7 protein-coding genes, 15 tRNA genes and 6 rRNA genes are annotated in these 23,807 nt (G+C 43.3%); 1 reads left to right on the top strand and 27 read right to left on the bottom strand.

Annotation, left to right across the window (positions count from 1 at the left end; translation table 11 throughout):
* Positions 1-114: 114 nt before the first annotated feature.
* On the bottom strand, positions 115-3,687 hold the full coding sequence (gene rpoB / locus ACNTMY_RS00665) for a DNA-directed RNA polymerase subunit beta (RefSeq protein ID WP_423216284.1): 3,573 nt from the start codon (positions 3,685-3,687) through the stop codon (positions 115-117).
* Positions 3,688-4,032: 345 nt separating this feature from the next.
* Positions 4,033-6,354: a penicillin-binding protein PBP1B gene (pbp1b, locus tag ACNTMY_RS00660; protein WP_423216283.1), complete on the bottom strand. Its 2,322-nt coding sequence runs from the start codon at positions 6,352-6,354 to the stop codon at positions 4,033-4,035.
* A 160-nt stretch (positions 6,355-6,514) separates the two neighbouring features.
* Between pbp1b and tyrS the strand changes: the two genes are divergently transcribed.
* Positions 6,515-7,771 carry a tyrosine--tRNA ligase gene (gene tyrS, locus ACNTMY_RS00655; RefSeq protein ID WP_423216282.1) on the top strand — a complete coding sequence of 419 codons (1,257 nt, stop codon included), beginning with the start codon at positions 6,515-6,517 and terminating at the stop codon, positions 7,769-7,771.
* Between the two features lie 71 nt (positions 7,772-7,842).
* Here the strand turns inward: tyrS and ACNTMY_RS00650 are convergent, their stop codons facing one another.
* The 25 genes from ACNTMY_RS00650 to ACNTMY_RS00530 form a co-directional block, all read right to left on the bottom strand.
* Complete coding sequence (locus tag ACNTMY_RS00650) at positions 7,843-8,661, bottom strand: metal ABC transporter permease (RefSeq protein ID WP_134775780.1); 819 nt, start codon at positions 8,659-8,661, stop codon at positions 7,843-7,845.
* Positions 8,651-9,361, bottom strand: coding sequence for a metal ABC transporter ATP-binding protein (locus ACNTMY_RS00645; protein WP_423216281.1), 711 nt, complete (start codon positions 9,359-9,361; stop codon positions 8,651-8,653). Before ACNTMY_RS00645 ends, ACNTMY_RS00650 begins: the two co-directional genes overlap by 11 nt.
* A complete protein-coding gene (locus tag ACNTMY_RS00640) occupies positions 9,358-9,804 on the bottom strand; it encodes a zinc-dependent MarR family transcriptional regulator (RefSeq protein WP_423216280.1) in 447 nt (148 codons plus the stop codon). The genes ACNTMY_RS00645 and ACNTMY_RS00640 overlap by 4 nt, the downstream gene beginning before the upstream one ends.
* A 79-nt stretch (positions 9,805-9,883) precedes the next feature.
* Entirely contained in the window at positions 9,884-10,732 is an 849-nt protein-coding gene (gene ispE, locus ACNTMY_RS00635; protein WP_423216279.1) for a 4-(cytidine 5'-diphospho)-2-C-methyl-D-erythritol kinase, read from the bottom strand.
* Positions 10,733-10,886: 154 nt separating this feature from the next.
* Positions 10,887-10,960, bottom strand: a tRNA-Asn gene (locus tag ACNTMY_RS00630).
* Positions 10,961-10,965: 5 nt separating this feature from the next.
* Positions 10,966-11,081 (bottom strand): 5S ribosomal RNA (gene rrf / locus ACNTMY_RS00625).
* Between the two features lie 85 nt (positions 11,082-11,166).
* Positions 11,167-14,066 (bottom strand): 23S ribosomal RNA (locus ACNTMY_RS00620).
* A gap of 146 nt (positions 14,067-14,212) precedes the next feature.
* Positions 14,213-14,285 (bottom strand) — tRNA-Ala (locus ACNTMY_RS00615).
* A 54-nt stretch (positions 14,286-14,339) separates the two neighbouring features.
* Positions 14,340-15,887, bottom strand: a 16S ribosomal RNA gene (locus ACNTMY_RS00610).
* A gap of 963 nt (positions 15,888-16,850) precedes the next feature.
* A tRNA-Leu gene (locus tag ACNTMY_RS00605) sits at positions 16,851-16,934 on the bottom strand.
* A 5-nt stretch (positions 16,935-16,939) separates the two neighbouring features.
* Positions 16,940-17,011 (bottom strand) — tRNA-Gln (locus tag ACNTMY_RS00600).
* A gap of 10 nt (positions 17,012-17,021) precedes the next feature.
* Positions 17,022-17,094, bottom strand: a tRNA-His gene (locus ACNTMY_RS00595).
* 11 nt (positions 17,095-17,105) lie between these two features.
* Positions 17,106-17,176, bottom strand: a tRNA-Trp gene (locus ACNTMY_RS00590).
* A 4-nt stretch (positions 17,177-17,180) separates the two neighbouring features.
* Positions 17,181-17,261, bottom strand: a tRNA-Tyr gene (locus ACNTMY_RS00585).
* 16 nt (positions 17,262-17,277) lie between these two features.
* Positions 17,278-17,350: transfer RNA gene (locus ACNTMY_RS00580), tRNA-Phe, on the bottom strand.
* Between the two features lie 5 nt (positions 17,351-17,355).
* A tRNA-Met gene (locus ACNTMY_RS00575) sits at positions 17,356-17,429 on the bottom strand.
* 12 nt (positions 17,430-17,441) lie between these two features.
* Positions 17,442-17,531, bottom strand: a tRNA-Ser gene (locus ACNTMY_RS00570).
* A 10-nt stretch (positions 17,532-17,541) separates the two neighbouring features.
* Positions 17,542-17,613, bottom strand: a tRNA-Glu gene (locus ACNTMY_RS00565).
* 10 nt (positions 17,614-17,623) lie between these two features.
* Positions 17,624-17,697 (bottom strand) — tRNA-Ile (locus ACNTMY_RS00560).
* 29 nt (positions 17,698-17,726) lie between these two features.
* Positions 17,727-17,797, bottom strand: a tRNA-Gly gene (locus tag ACNTMY_RS00555).
* A 5-nt stretch (positions 17,798-17,802) separates the two neighbouring features.
* Positions 17,803-17,875 (bottom strand) — tRNA-Val (locus ACNTMY_RS00550).
* Between the two features lie 4 nt (positions 17,876-17,879).
* Positions 17,880-17,995, bottom strand: a 5S ribosomal RNA gene (gene rrf, locus ACNTMY_RS00545).
* Positions 17,996-18,080: 85 nt separating this feature from the next.
* Positions 18,081-20,980 (bottom strand): 23S ribosomal RNA (locus ACNTMY_RS00540).
* A 146-nt stretch (positions 20,981-21,126) separates the two neighbouring features.
* Positions 21,127-21,199: transfer RNA gene (locus ACNTMY_RS00535), tRNA-Ala, on the bottom strand.
* Between the two features lie 54 nt (positions 21,200-21,253).
* A 16S ribosomal RNA gene (locus ACNTMY_RS00530) occupies positions 21,254-22,801 on the bottom strand.
* Together the 16S, 23S and 5S rRNA genes with 15 tRNA genes alongside form the textbook arrangement of a ribosomal RNA operon.
* Positions 22,802-23,807: the final 1,006 nt, after the last annotated feature.

Here is a 23,807-nt window from a genome sequence, read left to right as displayed (position 1 = left end):
ATGACTTACAAATTCATGATTCGTAAGACATCATTTATCGTTATAGGACTCAATTAAACAATCTGACCAAGAGAAGCAAGATTTGCCTCTCTCATGTCCGAATGTTTTTTCCTATTATTTGTTTTCTTCTGCAGAAACTTCTGTTTTTTCAGTTTCTTCTGCTTCTTGTTTTTGACGAGCTTTTTCAAGATCATCAACGTGCATAACGTCGTCATCTTCACCTTCATCAAGATCACGAAGTTCTACTTCGTTGTCATCTTCATCAAGCACGCGCATGTCAAGACCAAGTGATTGCAATTCTTTTACAAGAACTCGGAATGATTCTGGAACACCTGGTTTTGGAATTGGTTTACCTTTAGTGATAGCTTCATAAGCTTTAAGACGACCGTTGACATCATCTGATTTGTAAGTCAAGATTTCTTGAAGAACATTTGATGCACCGTAAGCTTCCAAAGCCCAAACTTCCATTTCACCGAAACGTTGTCCACCAAATTGTGCTTTACCACCAAGAGGTTGTTGCGTAACAAGTGAGTAAGGACCAACTGAACGTGCGTGAAGTTTATCATCAACCATGTGGTGAAGTTTGATCATGTACATGACACCAACTGACACACGGTTATCAAATGGTTCACCAGTACGTCCATCGTAAAGAACTGTCTTAGCGTCGCTAGCCATACCAGCTTCGTTAACTGTATCCCAAAGGTCTTCAGAAGTTGCCCCGTCAAAGACTGGTGTTGCAATGTGAATACCAAGGTTACGAGCAGCCATACCAAGGTGAAGTTCCATAACTTGTCCGATGTTCATACGAGATGGCACCCCAAGTGGGTTCAACATGATATCGACTGGAGTTCCGTCTGGAAGGTAAGGCATGTCTTCAACTGGAACAACACGAGAAACAACCCCTTTGTTACCGTGACGACCGGCCATTTTATCTCCGACTTTGATTTTACGTTTTTGTGCAATGTAAACACGAACGAGCATGTTAACACCTGATTGCAATTCATCACCGTTTGCACGTGTAAAGATTTTAACGTCACGAACGACACCATCTCCACCGTGTGGTACACGAAGTGATGTATCACGAACTTCACGTGATTTATCACCAAAGATTGCGTGAAGAAGACGTTCTTCAGCAGAAAGGTCTTTTTCACCTTTAGGTGTTACTTTACCTACAAGGATGTCACCTTCTTTAACTTCAGCACCGATACGGATGATACCCATTTCGTCAAGGTCTTTAAGAGCTTCTTCACCAACGTTTGGAATTTCGCGAGTGATTTCTTCAGGGCCTAATTTAGTATCACGTGTTTCTGATTCAAATTCTTCCAAGTGAACTGATGTATAAACATCTTCTTTAACAAGACGTTCACTCAAGATGATGGCATCTTCATAGTTATAACCATCCCAAGTCATGTAAGCGACGATTGGGTTTTGACCAAGGGCCATTTCACCTTTTTCCATTGAAGGACCATCAGCGATGAAATCACCTTTTTCAACGATATCGCCAACTTTAACAAGTGTGTGTTGGTTATAAGCTGTACCTGAGTTAGAACGACGGAATTTAGTAATGTGGTAAACATCAAGTGAACCATCTTCGCGACGAACTTCAACTTTTTCAGCATCAGAGAAGACAACGCGTCCATCGTGTTTAGCGATAACTGCAGCACCTGAGTCATGAGCTGCTTGATATTCCATACCAGTACCAACATATGGTGCGTGTGGATCAATCAATGGCACCGCTTGACGTTGCATGTTGGCACCCATAAGGGCACGGTTAGAGTCATCGTTTTCAAGGAAAGGAATACATGCTGTCGCAACGGCAACTACTTGTTTAGGTGAAACGTCTACGAAGTCAACAACGCTTGCTGGGAACTCTTGGTTATTACCTTGGTGACGTCCCATAACGATGTCTTCAGCAAATGTTCCATCTTCGTTAAGTTTTGAGTTAGCCTGTGCTACTGTGTATTCATCTTCTTCATCGGCAGTCAACCAAACGATTTCGTTTGTAACCACACCTGTAGCGCGGTCAACTTTACGATATGGTGTTTGGATGAAACCATATTTGTTAAGGTGTCCGTATGTTGACAAGTTATTGATCAAACCGATGTTAGGTCCTTCAGGAGTTTCAATCGGACACATACGACCATAGTGAGTGTAGTGCACGTCACGAACTTCATAACCAGCACGGTCACGAGTCAAACCACCAGGTCCTAAGGCTGACAAACGACGTTTGTGAGACAACTCAGAAAGTGGGTTGTGTTGGTCCATGAACTGTGACAATTGAGATGAACCGAAGAATTCTTTAACGGCTGCAGTAACAGGACGAATGTTGATGATTTGTTGTGGTGTCAACACTTCGTTGTCTTGAACTGACATACGTTCACGAACGTTACGTTCCATACGAGCAAGACCAATACGGAATTGGTTAGCAAGCAATTCACCTACGGCACGAATACGACGGTTACCAAGGTGGTCGATATCATCAACTTTACCTAGACCTTCAGCAAGGTTAAGGAAGTAAGACATTTCTGCCAAGATATCAGCTGGTGTAAGCGCACGCGCTTTGTCATCAGGATTTGCGTTACCAACGATTGTAACAACGCGGTCTGGATCGTTTGGTGCAACAACTTTGAATTTTTGAAGAACAACAGGTTCAGTGACAACAGCGTAATCGTTTGGTGTGTAAACAAATTTGTTAAGGTCACCATCCAATTGATCAGCGATTGAATCAATCACGTCACGTGTCATTACTGTACCAGCTTCAACAAGGATTTCACCAGTTTCAGCGTCAACCAAGTTTTCAGCGATTGTTTGGTTCAAAAGACGAGTCTTGATGTTAAGTTTTTTGTTGATTTTGTAACGACCAACAGCTGCCAAGTCATAACGACGTGGGTCAAAGAAACGAGCTACAAGCAAGCTACGTGAGCTATCAGCTGTTTTTGGTTCACCTGGACGAAGGCGTTCGTAAATTTCTTTAAGAGCTTCATCAGTACGTGAGTCTGCTGGGTTTTTGTGAATATCTTTTTCGATTGTGTTACGAACAAGTTCGCTGTCACCAAAGATATCCATGATTTCATCATCACCTGAGAAACCAAGCGCACGTACAAGTGTTGTAAATGGAATTTTACGTGTACGGTCGATACGTGTGTAAGCAATGTCTTTTGAATCTGTTTCTAATTCAAGCCATGCTCCACGGTTAGGGATTACAGTTGAACCGTAACCAACTTTACCGTTTTTATCAACTTTATCGTTGAAATAAACACCAGGAGAACGAACCAACTGAGAAACGATAATACGTTCACCACCGTTGATGATGAATGTACCCATTTCAGTCATAATTGGGAAATCACCGAAGAAAACTTCTTGAGTTTTGATTTCTCCTGTTTCTTTATTAATCAAACGGAAGGTTACAAAAATAGGTGCTGAGTAAGATGCATCGTGGATACGAGCTTCTTCAAGCGTATACTTAGGCTCTTTCAATTCGTAACCAACAAATTCAAGCTCCATAGTATCCGTAAAGTTTGTAATTGGAAGTACATCTTCAAAAACTTCTCTTAATCCGTTATCCAAGAAGTCTTTAAAAGAATCCGTTTGAATTTCAATCAAGTTAGGTAAATCAAGAACTTCCTTGATTCTTGAAAAGCTACGACGTGTACGGTGTTTCCCGTACTGAACTTCATGTCCTGCCAAGTTTTTTACTCCTTCATTAAAATACAGAGGTCTATAAACTCCATCATAACCACAATTCTCTTCGATTGAGGAGAAAAATCATTACTTTTTCATTTTGACCCTTATAGTTAGGATGTCTGTTAAAACACCCTGCCAAGTGTGCCGCCAATGTGAATTTTTAGAATCTTTAAATATAGGTTACAAACCTCATTTTTTTCTAAAAAAGGCACAAAAAGAGCAGCTAAATCTGACCAATAAAATCGTGATTTAACTGCTGCAAACCTTAGTTGGACAATATTTCAACTAAAGCAGACGACAAATAGTTGTTAATATTATACCTTATTTTTTCAATTTTTGCAAGTATTATTAGTTACTGTTATTCGTTTTAATTGAAGAATTATGAAGCAAAGCATCCCATGCTTTTGTATAATCGCTATCTGTTCCTCCAATCGCAAATTTATAAGTCATATTACCTGCACCTGTCTTAGCCCAGTAACTTGTTGTTGTTTCACCACTAACGTTTAGTGAGCGACCATTAACCGTTACCGTTCCAGGCTGCAAACCAGTTGCCTTAAGAACTGTTGACTTCATTACATTTGAAGATAAATTATACTTACCTGTACCAAATGTATTTGAATTTGCATTATAAATAGAGTTAACTAGATTAGCCATATACTGCGCATTGTATCTATACCCTGCCATTGAGTCAAGCGATGCATTATCATCATTACCAGCCCAACCACCAAGTGTTACTTTCGGTGTTGATAACATCAACCACACATCGGTATAGTTATCAGTCGTACCAGTCTTACCTGACCAATCTGCCTGAGCTGCTGAGCCATTAATAGCTTGCAAATCTTTATAGAACTCAGTCGTTGCACCACCTGTCACAACCTCTTTAAGAAGTTGATTCAAAATGCTTGCTGTCGCTTCTGAGAAGACGCGGACTGGATTAGCCTTGTGTTTGTAAATAACATTACCTTGATTATCTGTAATGCTGTCTACAAGATAACCTTTCAAGTAAACACCACCGTTTGAAATCATCTGATAAGCATTTACCTGTTGAAGAACGGTTGTTTCAATACCACCACCCAAAGGCAAACTTTCAATATTGTAGTTATCAATGCTATATCCCATTTTCTTCATGTATGATTCAACATCGACATTGTTGTTGAGTAACATTTGATACGTCCAATAAGCCGGAATATTCCATGATACATTTAGAGCTTCTTGAAGATTAATCATGCCAGTTCCGACATCGTTACCGTGCATAATTGGCTGACCACTTGAAAAGTTTGTCGGATAGTTAGAAAGCATACTTGCACTACCAAGCAAACCTTGGTCGATAGCAATACCATAAGCAATGATTGGCTTGATACTTGACCCAGGTGAACGCGCGGTGTCAAAAGCGTGATTATTTTGGTTTGTTGAATAATCTCGTCCACCGATAAATCCTAAAATAGCCCCTGTCGAATTGTCCATCAAAACATTTCCGACATCAACTGTTTGAGCACTTCCTTGGTCAAGAGTACCACCATATTGTGCCGCAGCATTTTGCATAGCATTATAGACATTTTTATCAATCGTCGTCTTAACTGTATAACCACCTTGTTGAAGTGTGTCTGAAGCTAATTTACGGTAAGATTCTTTCGTTGCATCATTTTTCAACTCTTGTTCAGAAACACCATTTTTCTCAATCAAGTAGTTATACATAATATCTTGTGCTTCTTCCAAGACTGAGTAATAGAGGAAATCATGATAACTTGTTGAGGCAGATGCAGGTTGAATAAAGTCTTTGCTAATATCATAAGACTTGTACTCATTGTATTCATCTTTAGTCAAATAGCCTGCGCGATACATGTTATAAAGAACATCCTGCTGACGTGAAAGACCATAAGACATGTTATCTGCATCTTTTAATTGACCCGCAGCCGTGTAAGGAGAATACACAATCGGACTTTGAGGCAATCCCGCTAAAAATGCTGCTTGAGGAATAGTCAGGTCATTAGCAGACACACCGAAAATTCCTTGTGCCGCTTCTTCAATCCCTGCAATATTTTCCCCCTTATTATTTCGACCAAAAGGCGATACATTCAGATAATCTGTTAAAATCTCATCTTTACTCAAATAACGTTCCAAAGCAAGAGCATAGATAATTTCGCGTGATTTACGTTTAAACGTTGGATCATCACCTAAAATCTGCTGCTTGATAAGCTGTTGGGTAAGAGTTGAACCACCGCTAGTTTCACCAAGACCAAGGACTGATCCTAAAGTCGCACGAAAAACAGCTTTTGGAACAACACCATCATGTCCTTCAAAGTTTTCATCCTCAGTCGCCACAATCGCGTGTTTGATGTTTTCTGAAATAGCATCACTAGCAACAGGCGTGCGCAACAAGTCCGTATCAATGGCTGCAATCGAACTACCATCAGAATAAGACATCTGCGACACGCGCGTCAGAGACGTTACCTGACTTACAAGACTTTCTTTATCAGGAACCTTAACCGCATCAATTTGACTAGCAAGGTACCCAAAAGCAAGACCTACTCCCAGCATACCAAATAAAATAACAATAATATAAAAGAAGTCGGTTAACAGCTTAACGGTCCTCAAAAAAACTGAACCGAAATCCAGCAAACCAAGCTTCTGATAATCTGCTTTTTTCTTATGTTTCGTTCTCTTACTCATTCTAATACCTCATTATTATTATACCAAACTTTGATAAAGCTTGCATAGAGGCACCGCTTTTTGATATAATAGCCTGTAAACTACAATATATCATTGAGGTGGATTTAGCTTAGCTAGAAAATTACAACCAGCCTCAAAATTTTAAGTAAGGAGAAAGCTCGTGAACATATTCGAAGAACTCAAAGAACGTGGCTTAGTTTTTCAAACAACTGATGAAGAAGCCCTTGTCAAAGCATTAACAGAAGGGCAAGTATCCTATTATACTGGTTACGATCCTACAGCTGATAGCCTTCACCTTGGTCACTTGGTTGCTATCCTAACATCACGTCGTCTTCAACTCGCAGGTCACAAACCATACGCACTTGTTGGAGGAGCTACAGGACTTATCGGTGACCCTTCATTCAAAGACGCTGAACGCAGCCTTCAAACAAAAGAAACTGTTGATGGATGGGTTGTTAAAATCCAAAATCAATTGTCACGTTTCCTAGATTTCGAAAATGGTGACAACAAAGCCGTTATGGTTAACAACTATGACTGGTTTGGAAACATTAGCTTCATCGACTTCCTACGTGATGTCGGTAAATACTTTACTGTCAACGCTATGATGAGTAAAGAATCAGTTAAAAAACGTATTGAAACAGGTATTTCATATACTGAGTTCGCATACCAAATCATGCAAGGTTACGATTTCTACGAACTCAACGACAAATACAACGTTACTTTGCAAATCGGTGGTTCTGACCAATGGGGTAACATGACTGCAGGTACAGAATTGCTTCGCCGTAAAGCTGATAAAACTGGTCACGTTATGACAGTTCCACTTATCACTGACGCTACAGGTAAAAAATTCGGTAAATCTGAAGGAAATGCCGTATGGCTTGACGCTGACAAAACATCTCCATACGAAATGTACCAATTCTGGCTCAACGTTATGGACGACGATGCTGTTCGCTTCTTGAAGATTTTCACATTCCTTTCACTTGACGAAATCGCTGAAATCGAAAAAGAATTTAACGCTGCTCGTCACGAACGTCTAGCACAAAAAATCTTGGCTCGTGAAGTTGTTACACTTGTTCACGGTGAAGAAGCTTACAAAGAAGCTCTTAAAATCACTGAACAACTTTTCGCTGGAAACATCAAGAGCCTTTCAGCAAAAGAATTAAAACAAGGTCTAAACAACGTTCCTAACTACGCTGTTCAAGAAGATGACAACCGCAATATCGTTGAAATGCTTGTTGCAGCTAAAATCTCACCATCAAAACGTCAAGCACGTGAAGACGTTCAAAACGGTGCTATTTACATCAACGGTGAACGTATCCAAGACCTAGATTACGCACTTTCTGACGACGATAAAATCGATAACGAACTTACTGTTATCCGTCGCGGTAAGAAAAAATACTTCGTATTGACTTACTAATTAAAAAATGAACAGGTGCTTCAAGCATCTGTTTTTTTATATACAAAAAAGAGAGCTAATAGCTCTCTTTTTTAACTACTACGACGTTTAATAACATTAAACAGATTAACCAAAAGGAAGATTCCAACAAAGATAACTGTAATTGTAGCACTTGCTGGTGTTTCCCAATAATAGGACGTGATAATTCCCGTAACCATACCAATGAAACCAACTAAAACACCAATAAAAATGACAGATCTAAAGTTTTTTCCAAGACGCATGGCAATACTTGCTGGCAGAACCATAATCGTTGACACTAACAAAGCTCCAGCTGCAGGAATTGTCAATGCAATGGCAACACCTGTCACAATATTAAACAACAATGACATCAAACGTACAGGCAACCCATCCACAAAAGCTGTTTCTTCATCAAACGTCAAAACATACATCGGTCTGATAAATAACAACGTTAAAATCAAGACAATAACTGCAATAGCAAAAAGCGCAATAACCTGTCCCATATTAATTGTCACAATCGAACCAAATAAATACTGCTCTAGATTCACACCACTAGCATTTTCTGATTTACTTGTCACAATTAAAGCAACAGCCAAACCAAGCGACATAAGAATAGCAGTCGAAATCTCAATGTAGTGCTTATAAACCGTCTGCAAGTACTCCAAGACAATTGCAGCAATTGTAACCACGATAACCGTCGACCAAGTTGTAGATTTTCCCAGTAAAATCCCCAAAGCGACACCAGCTAGTGAAACATGACTAAGTGTATCACTCATCAAACTCTGATGACGCAAAATAAGAAAAATTCCTAAAATCGGAGCAAATACACTGATGGCAATAACAGCCATAATTGCACGTTGCATAAAATCATATGAAAAAATTTCAGTCAGCATCCTTAGCTCCTTTCGCTGCAAGAGCATGAACATCAAAACAATGCCATGGAGTCTGTTGACTACGAACCAAATGAATATTTCGATCCGCATAACGCTTAACCTCATCAGGGTCATGCGTAATCATCAAAACAGATTTTCCATGTGTGTGCGCACTATGATGCATTAACTCATAAAATTTTTCCGTCGTTCCAGCATCCATACCCGTTGTTGGTTCATCCAAAACAAAAATATCAGGATCAGAAGCAAAGATACGCGCAAGCACAATACGTTGCTTTTGCCCACCAGACAGGCTTCCAATGCGCTTATTTCGGCTTTCCCACATTCCCACAGACTCAAGGCTAGCCTTAACATGTTCCTCATCATGCTTTGTTAAACGACGGAACCAACCATTTCTTGGATATCTTCCTGAACGGACAAATTCATGTACAGTTGAAGGAAAACCAGCATTAAAACTAGCAATCTGCTGTGGCAAGTACGCAATACGCAACTTCTTCCCATCTTTATTTGTTTTAGAAATAGTCACCTGACCACTTTTAGGTGTTAAAATCCCCAAAGTCGCTTTAATTAAAGTAGACTTTGCTGCACCATTTTCACCTGTTAACGTTACGAATTCACCACTATCCAAATGATAGCTAATCCCATCTAAAACCGTTTCGCTATCATATTGAAAAGATAAATCCTCTACAGTAATATATCTCATTTACACCCTTCTAGCTCATCTGAAAAAGCAGCCAAAAATTTTCCAATAACAGCTTGCTCTTCATCTGAAAATTCATTAACCATTTTCCTATATACTGATAATGTCACATCATGGTGATGCGTATGCTCATCAGCAACTGGTCTAGCAAGCTCAGTCAACTCAAAATAAGTCACACGAGCATCATCTCGATTTTTTACAGGCGCAAGCATACCTTCTTTTACCAAACACTTAATCGCTTTAGTAACAGCTGCCTGACTGATATTTAAGCGCTTTGCCAAAGCAGAATTTGTTAATCTCTCTTGCGATAAAAGCATCAAAATATGCTCCTGTGTATTAGTCAATTTCACACCACTTTGACAAGCACCAAATAATAACTCGTGCTGATTTTCGGCTTTTAATAAAATCTCATTCACTAGACAATCAATTTGCTTCTCTAGCTGCATTATCAACACTCCTCTCATTCATTAACCAGTTAATTATATCAAAAAGAAAAAAAAGAATCAAACACATGATTCTCCTCAATCAAAGTATACGAACCTTATACACTTCCTTACAAAATCCACGCATACTGTTAACCAAACGATCTGCTTTCTTTTCAGAACGACACAAACCAAATACCGTTGGTCCACTACCGGTCATCAGAGCAACATCAGCTCCACATTTTATCATTCGATCTTTTATTTTTTGTATAAAAGGTTTACGCTTAATGGTAATATCTTCCAGAGAATTCCCCATATGAGAAATAATCTGATCATAATCGTTAACTAAAACAGCTTCCTTTAGGGCAGCGATATCGACACGAGAAATCGTCTCACAATCAATCTCAGGAAAAACTGTACGAGTAGAAACACCAAATTCAGGCTTGACTAGAACAACCCAAGCTGACAAAGAAGTATCAAGACACTCAACTATTTCCCCCTTACCAGAAATACAAGCACAACCTGCACTTAAACAGTAAGGAACGTCACTGCCAATTTGAAAACCAATTTCGATCATTTCTTCCTTGGATAAATTTAGTTTCCATAATTGGTTTAAAGCCCTAATCGTAGCAGCAGCATCAGTAGAACCACCACCTAACCCAGCACAGATAGGAATAGACTTCTCTAATTCAATTTTCACACCTGACTTGATACTATATCTTTCTTTAATAAGCTGAGCAGCTTTGAAGACATCATTTTTATCATTCAAAGGCATTTTATGATTATTTGATTCCACAACAATGTCAGAGCCCGAAATTTCAGAAACAGTCACATAATCATTCAAATCAACACTAACCATAACCATTGATAAATCATGGTAGCCATCCTGTCTCTTACCAATAATATCTAAACCCAAATTAATCTTAGCTGGAGCCTTTTCAATAATAACCATTAAATAATCCTTTTAAAATATTACATCTATTATAACAAATATTATCAAAAGTACCTACAATAATAAACCTTATATCTGAAAAACTACTAAATTTTCAAAAAAATTTCAGCACAAAAAAAGCAACCCGAAGGCTGCTTTCTCTACCGCTTTACGACTCCGCCAGTAGGACTCGAACCTACGACATCATGATTAACAGTCATGCGCTACTACCAACTGAGCTATGGCGGATAAATGCTAAGCGACTACCATATCTAACAGGGGGCAACCCCCAACTACATCAGGCGTGCTAGGGCTTAACTTCTGTGTTCGGCATGGGAACAGGTGTATCTCCTAGGCTATCGTCACTTAACTATGATTGATTATCCAATCAAAATTGAATACCTATATATTCTAACAAGAAACCGACTCGCTGTCAATATTGACTCGTTTCTTTTTTGGATAAGTCCTCGAGCTATTAGTATTAGTCCGCTACATGTGTCACCACACTTACACTTCTAACCTATCTACCTGATCATCTCTCAGGGCTCTTACTGATATAAAATCATGGGAAATCTCATCTTGAGGTGGGCTTCACACTTAGATGCTTTCAGCGTTTATCCCTTCCCTACATAGCTACCCAGCGATGCCTTTGGCAAGACAACTGGTACACCAGCGGTAAGTCCACTCTGGTCCTCTCGTACTAGGAGCAGATCCTCTCAAATTTCCTACGCCCGCGACGGATAGGGACCGAACTGTCTCACGACGTTCTGAACCCAGCTCGCGTGCCGCTTTAATGGGCGAACAGCCCAACCCTTGGGACCGACTACAGCCCCAGGATGCGACGAGCCGACATCGAGGTGCCAAACCTCCCCGTCGATGTGAACTCTTGGGGGAGATAAGCCTGTTATCCCCAGGGTAGCTTTTATCCGTTGAGCGATGGCCCTTCCATGCGGAACCACCGGATCACTAAGCCCGACTTTCGTCCCTGCTCGAGTTGTAGCTCTCGCAGTCAAGCTCCCTTATACCTTTACACTCTGCGAATGATTTCCAACCATTCTGAGGGAACCTTTGGGCGCCTCCGTTACCTTTTAGGAGGCGACCGCCCCAGTCAAACTGCCCGTCAGACACTGTCTCCGATAGGGATAACCTATCTGGGTTAGAGTAGCCATAACACAAGGGTAGTATCCCAACAACGCCTCCACCGAAACTAGCGTCCCGATTTCATAGGCTCCTACCTATCCTGTACATGTGGTACAGATACTCAATATCAAACTGCAGTAAAGCTCCATGGGGTCTTTCCGTCCTGTCGCGGGTAACCTGCATCTTCACAGGTACTAAAATTTCACCGAGTCTCTCGTTGAGACAGTGCCCAAATCATTACGCCTTTCGTGCGGGTCGGAACTTACCCGACAAGGAATTTCGCTACCTTAGGACCGTTATAGTTACGGCCGCCGTTTACTGGGGCTTCAATTCACACCTTCGCTAATGCTAAGCGCTCCTCTTAACCTTCCAGCACCGGGCAGGCGTCACCCCCTATACATCATCTTACGATTTAGCAGAGAGCTGTGTTTTTGATAAACAGTTGCTTGGGCCTATTCACTGCGGCTGACTTAAAGCCAGCGCCCCTTCTCCCGAAGTTACGGGGCCATTTTGCCGAGTTCCTTAACGAGAGTTCTCTCGCTCACCTGAGGCTACTCGCCTCGACTACCTGTGTCGGTTTGCGGTACGGGTAGAGTATAATTAACGCTAGAAGCTTTTCTTGGCAGTGTGACATCACTAACTTCGCTACTTAACTTCGCTCCCCATCACAGCTCAATGTTATAGATATAAGCATTTGACTCATATCACACCTCACTGCTTAGACGTGCACTTCCAATCGCACGCTTTAGTTAGCCTACTGCGTCCCTCCATCACTATATACTCTAGTACAGGAATATCAACCTGTTGTCCATCGGATACACCTTTCGGTCTCTCCTTAGGTCCCGACTAACCCAGGGAGGACGAGCCTTCCCCTGGAAACCTTAGTCATACGGTGGACAGGATTCTCACCTGTCTTTCGCTACTCATACCGGCATTCTCACTTCTATGCGTTCCAGCGCTCCTCACGGTACACCTTCATCACACATAGAACGCTCTCCTACCATACCTAAAAGGTATCCACAGCTTCGGTAATATGTTTTAGCCCCGGTACATTTTCGGCGCAGGGTCACTCGACTAGTGAGCTATTACGCACTCTTTGAATGAATAGCTGCTTCTAAGCTAACATCCTAGTTGTCTGTGCAACCCCACATCCTTTTCCACTTAACATATATTTTGGGACCTTAGCTGGTGGTCTGGGCTGTTTCCCTTTCGACTACGGATCTTAGCACTCGCAGTCTGACTGCCGATTATATCTCGTTGGCATTCGGAGTTTATCTGATATTGGTAATCCGGGATGGACCCCTCAATCAAACAGTGCTCTACCTCCAAGAGACTTAACATCGACGCTAGCCCTAAAGCTATTTCGGAGAGAACCAGCTATCTCCAAGTTCGTTTGGAATTTCTCCGCTACCCACAAGTCATCCAAGCACTTTTCAACGTGCCCTGGTTCGGGCCTCCAGTGAGTTTTACCTCACCTTCACCCTGCTCATGGGTAGGTCACATGGTTTCGGGTCTACGACATGATACTAAGTCGCCCTATTAAGACTCGGTTTCCCTACGGCTCCGTCTCTTCAACTTAACCTCGCATCATATCGTAACTCGCCGGTTCATTCTACAAAAGGCACGCTCTCACCCATTAACGGGCTCGAACTTGTTGTAGGCACACGGTTTCAGGTTCTATTTCACTCCCCTCCCGGGGTGCTTTTCACCTTTCCCTCACGGTACTGGTTCACTATCGGTCACTAGAGAGTATTTAGGGTTAGGAGATGGTCCTCCCAGATTCCGACGAGATTTCTCGTGTCTCGCCGTACTCAGGATACTGCTAGGGTTAAAGACTATTTCGAATACGAGGCTGTTACTCTCTTTGGCTTACCTTCCCAGGTAATTCTTCTATAATCTTGTCGTCCCACAACGCAGTCCTACAACCCCGATGTGTAAACACATCGGTTTGCCCTCTTACCTTTTCGCTCGCCGCTACTAAGGCAATCGCGTTTGCTTTCTCTTCCTGCAGCTACTTAGATGTTTCAGTTCACTGCGTCTTCCTCTACATTACCTTAACAGTAATGAGTGACATGCATTACATGCCGGGTTCCCCCATTCGGACATCTCTGGATCAATGTTTACTTACAACTCCCCAAAGCATTTCGTCGTTAGTCACGTCCTTCATCGGCTTCTAGTGCCAAGGCATCCACCGTGCGCCCTTATTAACTTAACCTTATTTTGGTCTGTTGACCTTAAACTCATTAAATCACAGCGTTTCGGTTTATTTCTTGTTACTATCTACAATTCAATTTCTTGAATCGTGGAATTTGATATAGATATTCAATTTTCAATGGACAATCTTTGAATCTTTCGATTCAATGGAGCCTAGCGGGATCGAACCGCTGACCTCCTGCGTGCAAAGCAGGCGCTCTCCCAGCTGAGCTAAGGCCCCACAAGACCTCTCAAAACTAAACAATACTCCAAACGTGCTTCCGTTTATCCTTAGAAAGGAGGTGATCCAGCCGCACCTTCCGATACGGCTACCTTGTTACGACTTCACCCCAATCATCTATCCCACCTTAGGCGGCTGGCTCCAAAAGGTTACCTCACCGACTTCGGGTGTTACAAACTCTCGTGGTGTGACGGGCGGTGTGTACAAGGCCCGGGAACGTATTCACCGCGGCGTGCTGATCCGCGATTACTAGCGATTCCGACTTCATGTAGGCGAGTTGCAGCCTACAATCCGAACTGAGATTGGCTTTAAGAGATTTGCTTGCCGTCACCGACTCGCGACTCGTTGTACCAACCATTGTAGCACGTGTGTAGCCCAGGTCATAAGGGGCATGATGATTTGACGTCATCCCCACCTTCCTCCGGTTTATTACCGGCAGTCTCGCTAGAGTGCCCAACTTAATGATGGCAACTAACAATAGGGGTTGCGCTCGTTGCGGGACTTAACCCAACATCTCACGACACGAGCTGACGACAACCATGCACCACCTGTCACCGATGTTCCGAAGAAACTTCCTATCTCTAGGAATAGCATCGGGATGTCAAGACCTGGTAAGGTTCTTCGCGTTGCTTCGAATTAAACCACATGCTCCACCGCTTGTGCGGGCCCCCGTCAATTCCTTTGAGTTTCAACCTTGCGGTCGTACTCCCCAGGCGGAGTGCTTAATGCGTTAGCTGCGGCACTAAGCCCCGGAAAGGGCCTAACACCTAGCACTCATCGTTTACGGCGTGGACTACCAGGGTATCTAATCCTGTTTGCTCCCCACGCTTTCGAGCCTCAGCGTCAGTTACAGACCAGAGAGCCGCTTTCGCCACCGGTGTTCCTCCATATATCTACGCATTTCACCGCTACACATGGAATTCCACTCTCCCCTTCTGCACTCAAGTCTAACAGTTTCCAAAGCGAACAATGGTTAAGCCACTGCCTTTAACTTCAGACTTATTAAACCGCCTGCGCTCGCTTTACGCCCAATAAATCCGGACAACGCTCGGGACCTACGTATTACCGCGGCTGCTGGCACGTAGTTAGCCGTCCCTTTCTGGTAAGTTACCGTCACTGTGTGAACTTTCCACTCTCACACACGTTCTTCTCTTACAACAGAGCTTTACGATCCGAAAACCTTCTTCACTCACGCGGCGTTGCTCGGTCAGGGTTGCCCCCATTGCCGAAGATTCCCTACTGCTGCCTCCCGTAGGAGTCTGGGCCGTGTCTCAGTCCCAGTGTGGCCGATCACCCTCTCAGGTCGGCTATGTATCGTCGCCTTGGTGAGCCGTTACCTCACCAACTAGCTAATACAACGCAGGTCCATCTACTAGTGAAGCAATTGCTCCTTTCAAGCATCTAACATGTGTTAAATGCTGTTATGCGGTATTAGCTATCGTTTCCAATAGTTATCCCCCGCTAGTAGGCAGGTTACCTACGCGTTACTCACCCGTTCGCAACTCTTCCAACTTTAGCAAGCTAAAGTCTTCAGCGTTCTACTTGCATGTATTAGGCACGCCGCCAGCGTTCGTCCTGAGCCAGGATCAAACTCTCATTTAATCTTGTTCTCATTCTGTCACTGACAGATTTATCGTTTTTTGACAGGTTACTTTCGTAACCCGCACGTTTGGTTCGTATTGTTCAGTTTTCAAAGGTCTTTGTCTCACTCGAGACAACTTCTATATTCTATCAAATTTAATTCTCGTTGTCAACACTTTTTTCAAAGTTTTTTTCAAACAAGTTTCAAATCTGATTGCCATCGTTCTCTCTCAAACAACAGCTATATTAGTTTAACATTGCAATCTCTTTTTGTCAACACCTTTTTTAAAACTTTTTTTCCTCAGCTTCAAGGTATTGCTCTCAGATTTTTGCAGCTATATTAATTTATCATCTACTATCCTCTTTTGTCAATACCTTTTTGATAAAAAATTAAAATCCGCTATAATTAGCGGATTTTTTTACTTTCATTTCGCCTCTATCAGGCCTAATTCTCCGTCTTCACGGCGGTATAGGATGTTGGTTCAAGATTTTCTCAAATAAAAAATCAGGTAAATAAGCCCAACCTTTATGTAAAATGTCTGATATCAAAGCTCACAGTAAAAAATCTTCTTGTTATCAATAAGCAAGGCAAGAGAGTTTCTGGATTACCCATATTCAACTGAATACGTCCGTGGCATTTAGTATAGAATACTGCCGTACAAACTCTCTTAGGTAGGTGCTTCTAAATGTCACATGGAGGTCACCAAATATAAAGTCTGCTACCTTATCTTCCGCAAATCCTTCAGCTTAAATAATAATGAACAAATTTTGAAATAACTCAATAGAATCGCCCCTCATAACATAATTCTTTCTAGCTATTGAAAATATCCCCCTAACAAAAGATTAACGTCTGTATGATTTAAACAATAATGAAATATGTCAAATATTTTCGATACTAACAAAAAAGAGAACAATCCTTGTCCTCTCAATTTGATAAAAAAATTAAAAAATAAAAAAACAGTATCAAAAATGATACTGAAACTATACCGGCGGCCGGGGTCGAACCGGCACGTCCTCGCGGACACTGGATTTTGAGTCCAGCGCGTCTGCCAATTCCGCCACGCCGGCAATAACTGGGGTAGCTGGATTCGAACCAACGCATGAGGGAGTCAAAGTCCCTTGCCTTACCGCTTGGCTATACCCCAATAATAGAAAGGCGAATGATGGGAATCGAACCCACGCGTGCCAGAGCCACAATCTGGTGTGTTAACCACTTCACCACATTCGCCATATTTTTAACACGGGCAGTAGGAATTGAACCCACACTGAAGGTTTTGGAGACCTTAGTTCTACCTTTAAACTATGCCCGTAATATGGAAGGGGAGGGATTCGAACCCCCGAACCCGAAGGAGCGGATTTACAGTCCGCCGCGTTTAGCCACTTCGCTACCCTTCCAAAATATTAAATTTAATGGCGCGAGACGGAATCGAACCGCCGACACATGGAGCTTCAATCCATTGCTCTACCAACTGAGCTACCGAGCCTTCTATTGCGGGAGCAGGATTTGAACCTACGACCTTCGGGTTATGAGCCCGACGAGCTACCGAGCTGCTCCATCCCGCGCTAACAATATAAAGGAGGATGTGGGATTCGAACCCACGCACGCTTTTACACGCCTGACGGTTTTCAAGACCGTTCCCTTCAGCCGGACTTGGGTAATCCTCCAAAAATATAATAGTCCGTACGGGATTCGAACCCGTGTTACCGCCGTGAAAAGGCGGTGTCTTAACCCCTTGACCAACGGACCATATTTATAATGGGCACAAGTGGACTCGAACCACCGACCTCACGCTTATCAGGCGTGCGCTCTAACCAGCTGAGCTATGCGCCCAAGAAAACTTGGGATACCAAATTTAATAAAGCGGGTGACGAGAATCGAACTCGCGACAACAGCTTGGAAGGCTGTAGTTTTACCACTAAACTACACCCGCATAAATGGGAGTTAACGGGATCGAACCGCTGACCCTCTGCTTGTAAGGCAGATGCTCTCCCAGCTGAGCTAAACTCCCTTTTGCTAAGCGACTACCATATCTAACAGGGGGCAACCCCCAACTACATCAGGCGTGCTAGGGCTTAACTTCTGTGTTCGGCATGGGAACAGGTGTATCTCCTAGGCTATCGTCACTTAACTATGATTGATTATCCAATCAAAATTGAATACCTATATATTCTAACAAGAAACCGACTCGCTGTCAATATTGACTCGTTTCTTTTTTGGATAAGTCCTCGAGCTATTAGTATTAGTCCGCTACATGTGTCACCACACTTACACTTCTAACCTATCTACCTGATCATCTCTCAGGGCTCTTACTGATATAAAATCATGGGAAATCTCATCTTGAGGTGGGCTTCACACTTAGATGCTTTCAGCGTTTATCCCTTCCCTACATAGCTACCCAGCGATGCCTTTGGCAAGACAACTGGTACACCAGCGGTAAGTCCACTCTGGTCCTCTCGTACTAGGAGCAGATCCTCTCAAATTTCCTACGCCCGCGACGGATAGGGACCGAACTGTCTCACGACGTTCTGAACCCAGCTCGCGTGCCGCTTTAATGGGCGAACAGCCCAACCCTTGGGACCGACTACAGCCCCAGGATGCGACGAGCCGACATCGAGGTGCCAAACCTCCCCGTCGATGTGAACTCTTGGGGGAGATAAGCCTGTTATCCCCAGGGTAGCTTTTATCCGTTGAGCGATGGCCCTTCCATGCGGAACCACCGGATCACTAAGCCCGACTTTCGTCCCTGCTCGAGTTGTAGCTCTCGCAGTCAAGCTCCCTTATACCTTTACACTCTGCGAATGATTTCCAACCATTCTGAGGGAACCTTTGGGCGCCTCCGTTACCTTTTAGGAGGCGACCGCCCCAGTCAAACTGCCCGTCAGACACTGTCTCCGATAGGGATAACCTATCTGGGTTAGAGTAGCCATAACACAAGGGTAGTATCCCAACAACGCCTCCACCGAAACTAGCGTCCCGATTTCATAGGCTCCTACCTATCCTGTACATGTGGTACAGATACTCAATATCAAACTGCAGTAAAGCTCCATGGGGTCTTTCCGTCCTGTCGCGGGTAACCTGCATCTTCACAGGTACTAAAATTTCACCGAGTCTCTCGTTGAGACAGTGCCCAAATCATTACGCCTTTCGTGCGGGTCGGAACTTACCCGACAAGGAATTTCGCTACCTTAGGACCGTTATAGTTACGGCCGCCGTTTACTGGGGCTTCAATTCACACCTTCGCTAATGCTAAGCGCTCCTCTTAACCTTCCAGCACCGGGCAGGCGTCACCCCCTATACATCATCTTACGATTTAGCAGAGAGCTGTGTTTTTGATAAACAGTTGCTTGGGCCTATTCACTGCGGCTGACTTAAAGCCAGCGCCCCTTCTCCCGAAGTTACGGGGCCATTTTGCCGAGTTCCTTAACGAGAGTTCTCTCGCTCACCTGAGGCTACTCGCCTCGACTACCTGTGTCGGTTTGCGGTACGGGTAGAGTATAATTAACGCTAGAAGCTTTTCTTGGCAGTGTGACATCACTAACTTCGCTACTTAACTTCGCTCCCCATCACAGCTCAATGTTATAGATATAAGCATTTGACTCATATCACACCTCACTGCTTAGACGTGCACTTCCAATCGCACGCTTTAGTTAGCCTACTGCGTCCCTCCATCACTATATACTCTAGTACAGGAATATCAACCTGTTGTCCATCGGATACACCTTTCGGTCTCTCCTTAGGTCCCGACTAACCCAGGGAGGACGAGCCTTCCCCTGGAAACCTTAGTCATACGGTGGACAGGATTCTCACCTGTCTTTCGCTACTCATACCGGCATTCTCACTTCTATGCGTTCCAGCGCTCCTCACGGTACACCTTCATCACACATAGAACGCTCTCCTACCATACCTAAAAGGTATCCACAGCTTCGGTAATATGTTTTAGCCCCGGTACATTTTCGGCGCAGGGTCACTCGACTAGTGAGCTATTACGCACTCTTTGAATGAATAGCTGCTTCTAAGCTAACATCCTAGTTGTCTGTGCAACCCCACATCCTTTTCCACTTAACATATATTTTGGGACCTTAGCTGGTGGTCTGGGCTGTTTCCCTTTCGACTACGGATCTTAGCACTCGCAGTCTGACTGCCGATTATATCTCGTTGGCATTCGGAGTTTATCTGATATTGGTAATCCGGGATGGACCCCTCAATCAAACAGTGCTCTACCTCCAAGAGACTTAACATCGACGCTAGCCCTAAAGCTATTTCGGAGAGAACCAGCTATCTCCAAGTTCGTTTGGAATTTCTCCGCTACCCACAAGTCATCCAAGCACTTTTCAACGTGCCCTGGTTCGGGCCTCCAGTGAGTTTTACCTCACCTTCACCCTGCTCATGGGTAGGTCACATGGTTTCGGGTCTACGACATGATACTAAGTCGCCCTATTAAGACTCGGTTTCCCTACGGCTCCGTCTCTTCAACTTAACCTCGCATCATATCGTAACTCGCCGGTTCATTCTACAAAAGGCACGCTCTCACCCATTAACGGGCTCGAACTTGTTGTAGGCACACGGTTTCAGGTTCTATTTCACTCCCCTCCCGGGGTGCTTTTCACCTTTCCCTCACGGTACTGGTTCACTATCGGTCACTAGAGAGTATTTAGGGTTAGGAGATGGTCCTCCCAGATTCCGACGAGATTTCTCGTGTCTCGCCGTACTCAGGATACTGCTAGGGTTAAAGACTATTTCGAATACGAGGCTGTTACTCTCTTTGGCTTACCTTCCCAGGTAATTCTTCTATAATCTTGTCGTCCCACAACGCAGTCCTACAACCCCGATGTGTAAACACATCGGTTTGCCCTCTTACCTTTTCGCTCGCCGCTACTAAGGCAATCGCGTTTGCTTTCTCTTCCTGCAGCTACTTAGATGTTTCAGTTCACTGCGTCTTCCTCTACATTACCTTAACAGTAATGAGTGACATGCATTACATGCCGGGTTCCCCCATTCGGACATCTCTGGATCAATGTTTACTTACAACTCCCCAAAGCATTTCGTCGTTAGTCACGTCCTTCATCGGCTTCTAGTGCCAAGGCATCCACCGTGCGCCCTTATTAACTTAACCTTATTTTGGTCTGTTGACCTTAAACTCATTAAATCACAGCGTTTCGGTTTATTTCTTGTTACTATCTACAATTCAATTTCTTGAATCGTGGAATTTGATATAGATATTCAATTTTCAATGGACAATCTTTGAATCTTTCGATTCAATGGAGCCTAGCGGGATCGAACCGCTGACCTCCTGCGTGCAAAGCAGGCGCTCTCCCAGCTGAGCTAAGGCCCCACAAGACCTCTCAAAACTAAACAATACTCCAAACGTGCTTCCGTTTATCCTTAGAAAGGAGGTGATCCAGCCGCACCTTCCGATACGGCTACCTTGTTACGACTTCACCCCAATCATCTATCCCACCTTAGGCGGCTGGCTCCAAAAGGTTACCTCACCGACTTCGGGTGTTACAAACTCTCGTGGTGTGACGGGCGGTGTGTACAAGGCCCGGGAACGTATTCACCGCGGCGTGCTGATCCGCGATTACTAGCGATTCCGACTTCATGTAGGCGAGTTGCAGCCTACAATCCGAACTGAGATTGGCTTTAAGAGATTTGCTTGCCGTCACCGACTCGCGACTCGTTGTACCAACCATTGTAGCACGTGTGTAGCCCAGGTCATAAGGGGCATGATGATTTGACGTCATCCCCACCTTCCTCCGGTTTATTACCGGCAGTCTCGCTAGAGTGCCCAACTTAATGATGGCAACTAACAATAGGGGTTGCGCTCGTTGCGGGACTTAACCCAACATCTCACGACACGAGCTGACGACAACCATGCACCACCTGTCACCGATGTTCCGAAGAAACTTCCTATCTCTAGGAATAGCATCGGGATGTCAAGACCTGGTAAGGTTCTTCGCGTTGCTTCGAATTAAACCACATGCTCCACCGCTTGTGCGGGCCCCCGTCAATTCCTTTGAGTTTCAACCTTGCGGTCGTACTCCCCAGGCGGAGTGCTTAATGCGTTAGCTGCGGCACTAAGCCCCGGAAAGGGCCTAACACCTAGCACTCATCGTTTACGGCGTGGACTACCAGGGTATCTAATCCTGTTTGCTCCCCACGCTTTCGAGCCTCAGCGTCAGTTACAGACCAGAGAGCCGCTTTCGCCACCGGTGTTCCTCCATATATCTACGCATTTCACCGCTACACATGGAATTCCACTCTCCCCTTCTGCACTCAAGTCTAACAGTTTCCAAAGCGAACAATGGTTAAGCCACTGCCTTTAACTTCAGACTTATTAAACCGCCTGCGCTCGCTTTACGCCCAATAAATCCGGACAACGCTCGGGACCTACGTATTACCGCGGCTGCTGGCACGTAGTTAGCCGTCCCTTTCTGGTAAGTTACCGTCACTGTGTGAACTTTCCACTCTCACACACGTTCTTCTCTTACAACAGAGCTTTACGATCCGAAAACCTTCTTCACTCACGCGGCGTTGCTCGGTCAGGGTTGCCCCCATTGCCGAAGATTCCCTACTGCTGCCTCCCGTAGGAGTCTGGGCCGTGTCTCAGTCCCAGTGTGGCCGATCACCCTCTCAGGTCGGCTATGTATCGTCGCCTTGGTGAGCCGTTACCTCACCAACTAGCTAATACAACGCAGGTCCATCTACTAGTGAAGCAATTGCTCCTTTCAAGCATCTAACATGTGTTAAATGCTGTTATGCGGTATTAGCTATCGTTTCCAATAGTTATCCCCCGCTAGTAGGCAGGTTACCTACGCGTTACTCACCCGTTCGCAACTCTTCCAACTTTAGCAAGCTAAAGTCTTCAGCGTTCTACTTGCATGTATTAGGCACGCCGCCAGCGTTCGTCCTGAGCCAGGATCAAACTCTCATTTAATCTTGTTCTCATTCTGTCACTGACAGATTTATCGTTTTTTGACAGGTTACTTTCGTAACCCGCACGTTTGGTTCGTATTGTTCAGTTTTCAAAGGTCTTTGTCTCACTCGAGACAACTTCTATATTCTATCAAATTTAATTCTCGTTGTCAACACTTTTTTCAAAGTTTTTTCAAACAAGTTTCAAATCTGATTGCCATCGTTCTCTCTCAAACAACAGCTATATTAGTTTAACATTTCTAAACGGATTTGTCAAGAACTTTTTTCAAGTTTTTCAAAACCTCTTAGAAACTCTTGCTGTCTCATGCGACAGCTATATTAGTATACTAAACTTAACTTACACTGTCAACACTTTTTTGAAAAGTTTTTCAACTTTTTGTAACATTTTCGTAAAAGAGGTTAAAAATACTGTAAAATAGCGATATTTACGCACGTTAGATATAGTTTTAAAGCAAAAATTGCCTTATAAATTTTTTAAAAAGCATAAAATTTTTATATTTTCAAAACTGACTAGTTCCTGATGAGGTACACAATTAGTTTAGTTTTTTGTAAAAATTACTAAATTAAAACAACTTTAATTCCCTCAAAAGAGCCGCTTCTGTACATAACCGTTTTAAACTTTCTGCAAACTTTTACCTTCTTCCGTGCAATAATCTATTAAGAAGCTCTTAGGGGGCAAAATAGGGCTTTCTGAGCTTCTTATTTGTATACTTAAGATAATTTGGCACCTTCCTCTTGAGAATCTGCTAAAATGCGATTAAAAAGGCAATTTGGCTGTTTTAAAAATAGATTTGAATTGATGATATAGACCTAATAAACTTAAATTTTGCAAAGAAATATGTAACCAAATCTCTGATATCTCAATGTTTGGGATGAATAATCAAAAGTTAAAAGCTAATTTTTTTAAAGAAGATAAAAAGAATTTGACTATGTAGCTCTACTCCATTGATTTCTCCACCGAAATAAATACTAATCAATTCCGGGAAAATCATAGTTTTAAGCATAGA

The sequence above is a fragment of the Streptococcus equinus genome (assembly GCF_049393735.1).
Classification (GTDB): domain Bacteria; phylum Bacillota; class Bacilli; order Lactobacillales; family Streptococcaceae; genus Streptococcus; species Streptococcus equinus_G.
The sequence above is the reverse complement of the archived record's forward strand: the minus strand, read 5'-3'. Positions and strand labels throughout refer to the sequence as shown.

What these genes read in the sequence shown, in the direction of transcription:
- pbp1b (WP_423216283.1), bottom strand. Translation starts at nt 6,354, where the DNA reads ATGAGTAAGAGAACGAAACATAAGAAAAAAGCAGATTATCAGAAGCTT.
- ACNTMY_RS00650 (WP_134775780.1), bottom strand. Translation starts at nt 8,661, where the DNA reads ATGCTGACTGAAATTTTTTCATATGATTTTATGCAACGTGCAATTATG.
- ACNTMY_RS00645 (WP_423216281.1), bottom strand. Translation starts at nt 9,361, where the DNA reads ATGAGATATATTACTGTAGAGGATTTATCTTTTCAATATGATAGCGAA.
- ACNTMY_RS00640 (WP_423216280.1), bottom strand. Translation starts at nt 9,804, where the DNA reads ATGCAGCTAGAGAAGCAAATTGATTGTCTAGTGAATGAGATTTTATTA.
- ispE (WP_423216279.1), bottom strand. Translation starts at nt 10,732, where the DNA reads ATGGTTATTATTGAAAAGGCTCCAGCTAAGATTAATTTGGGTTTAGAT.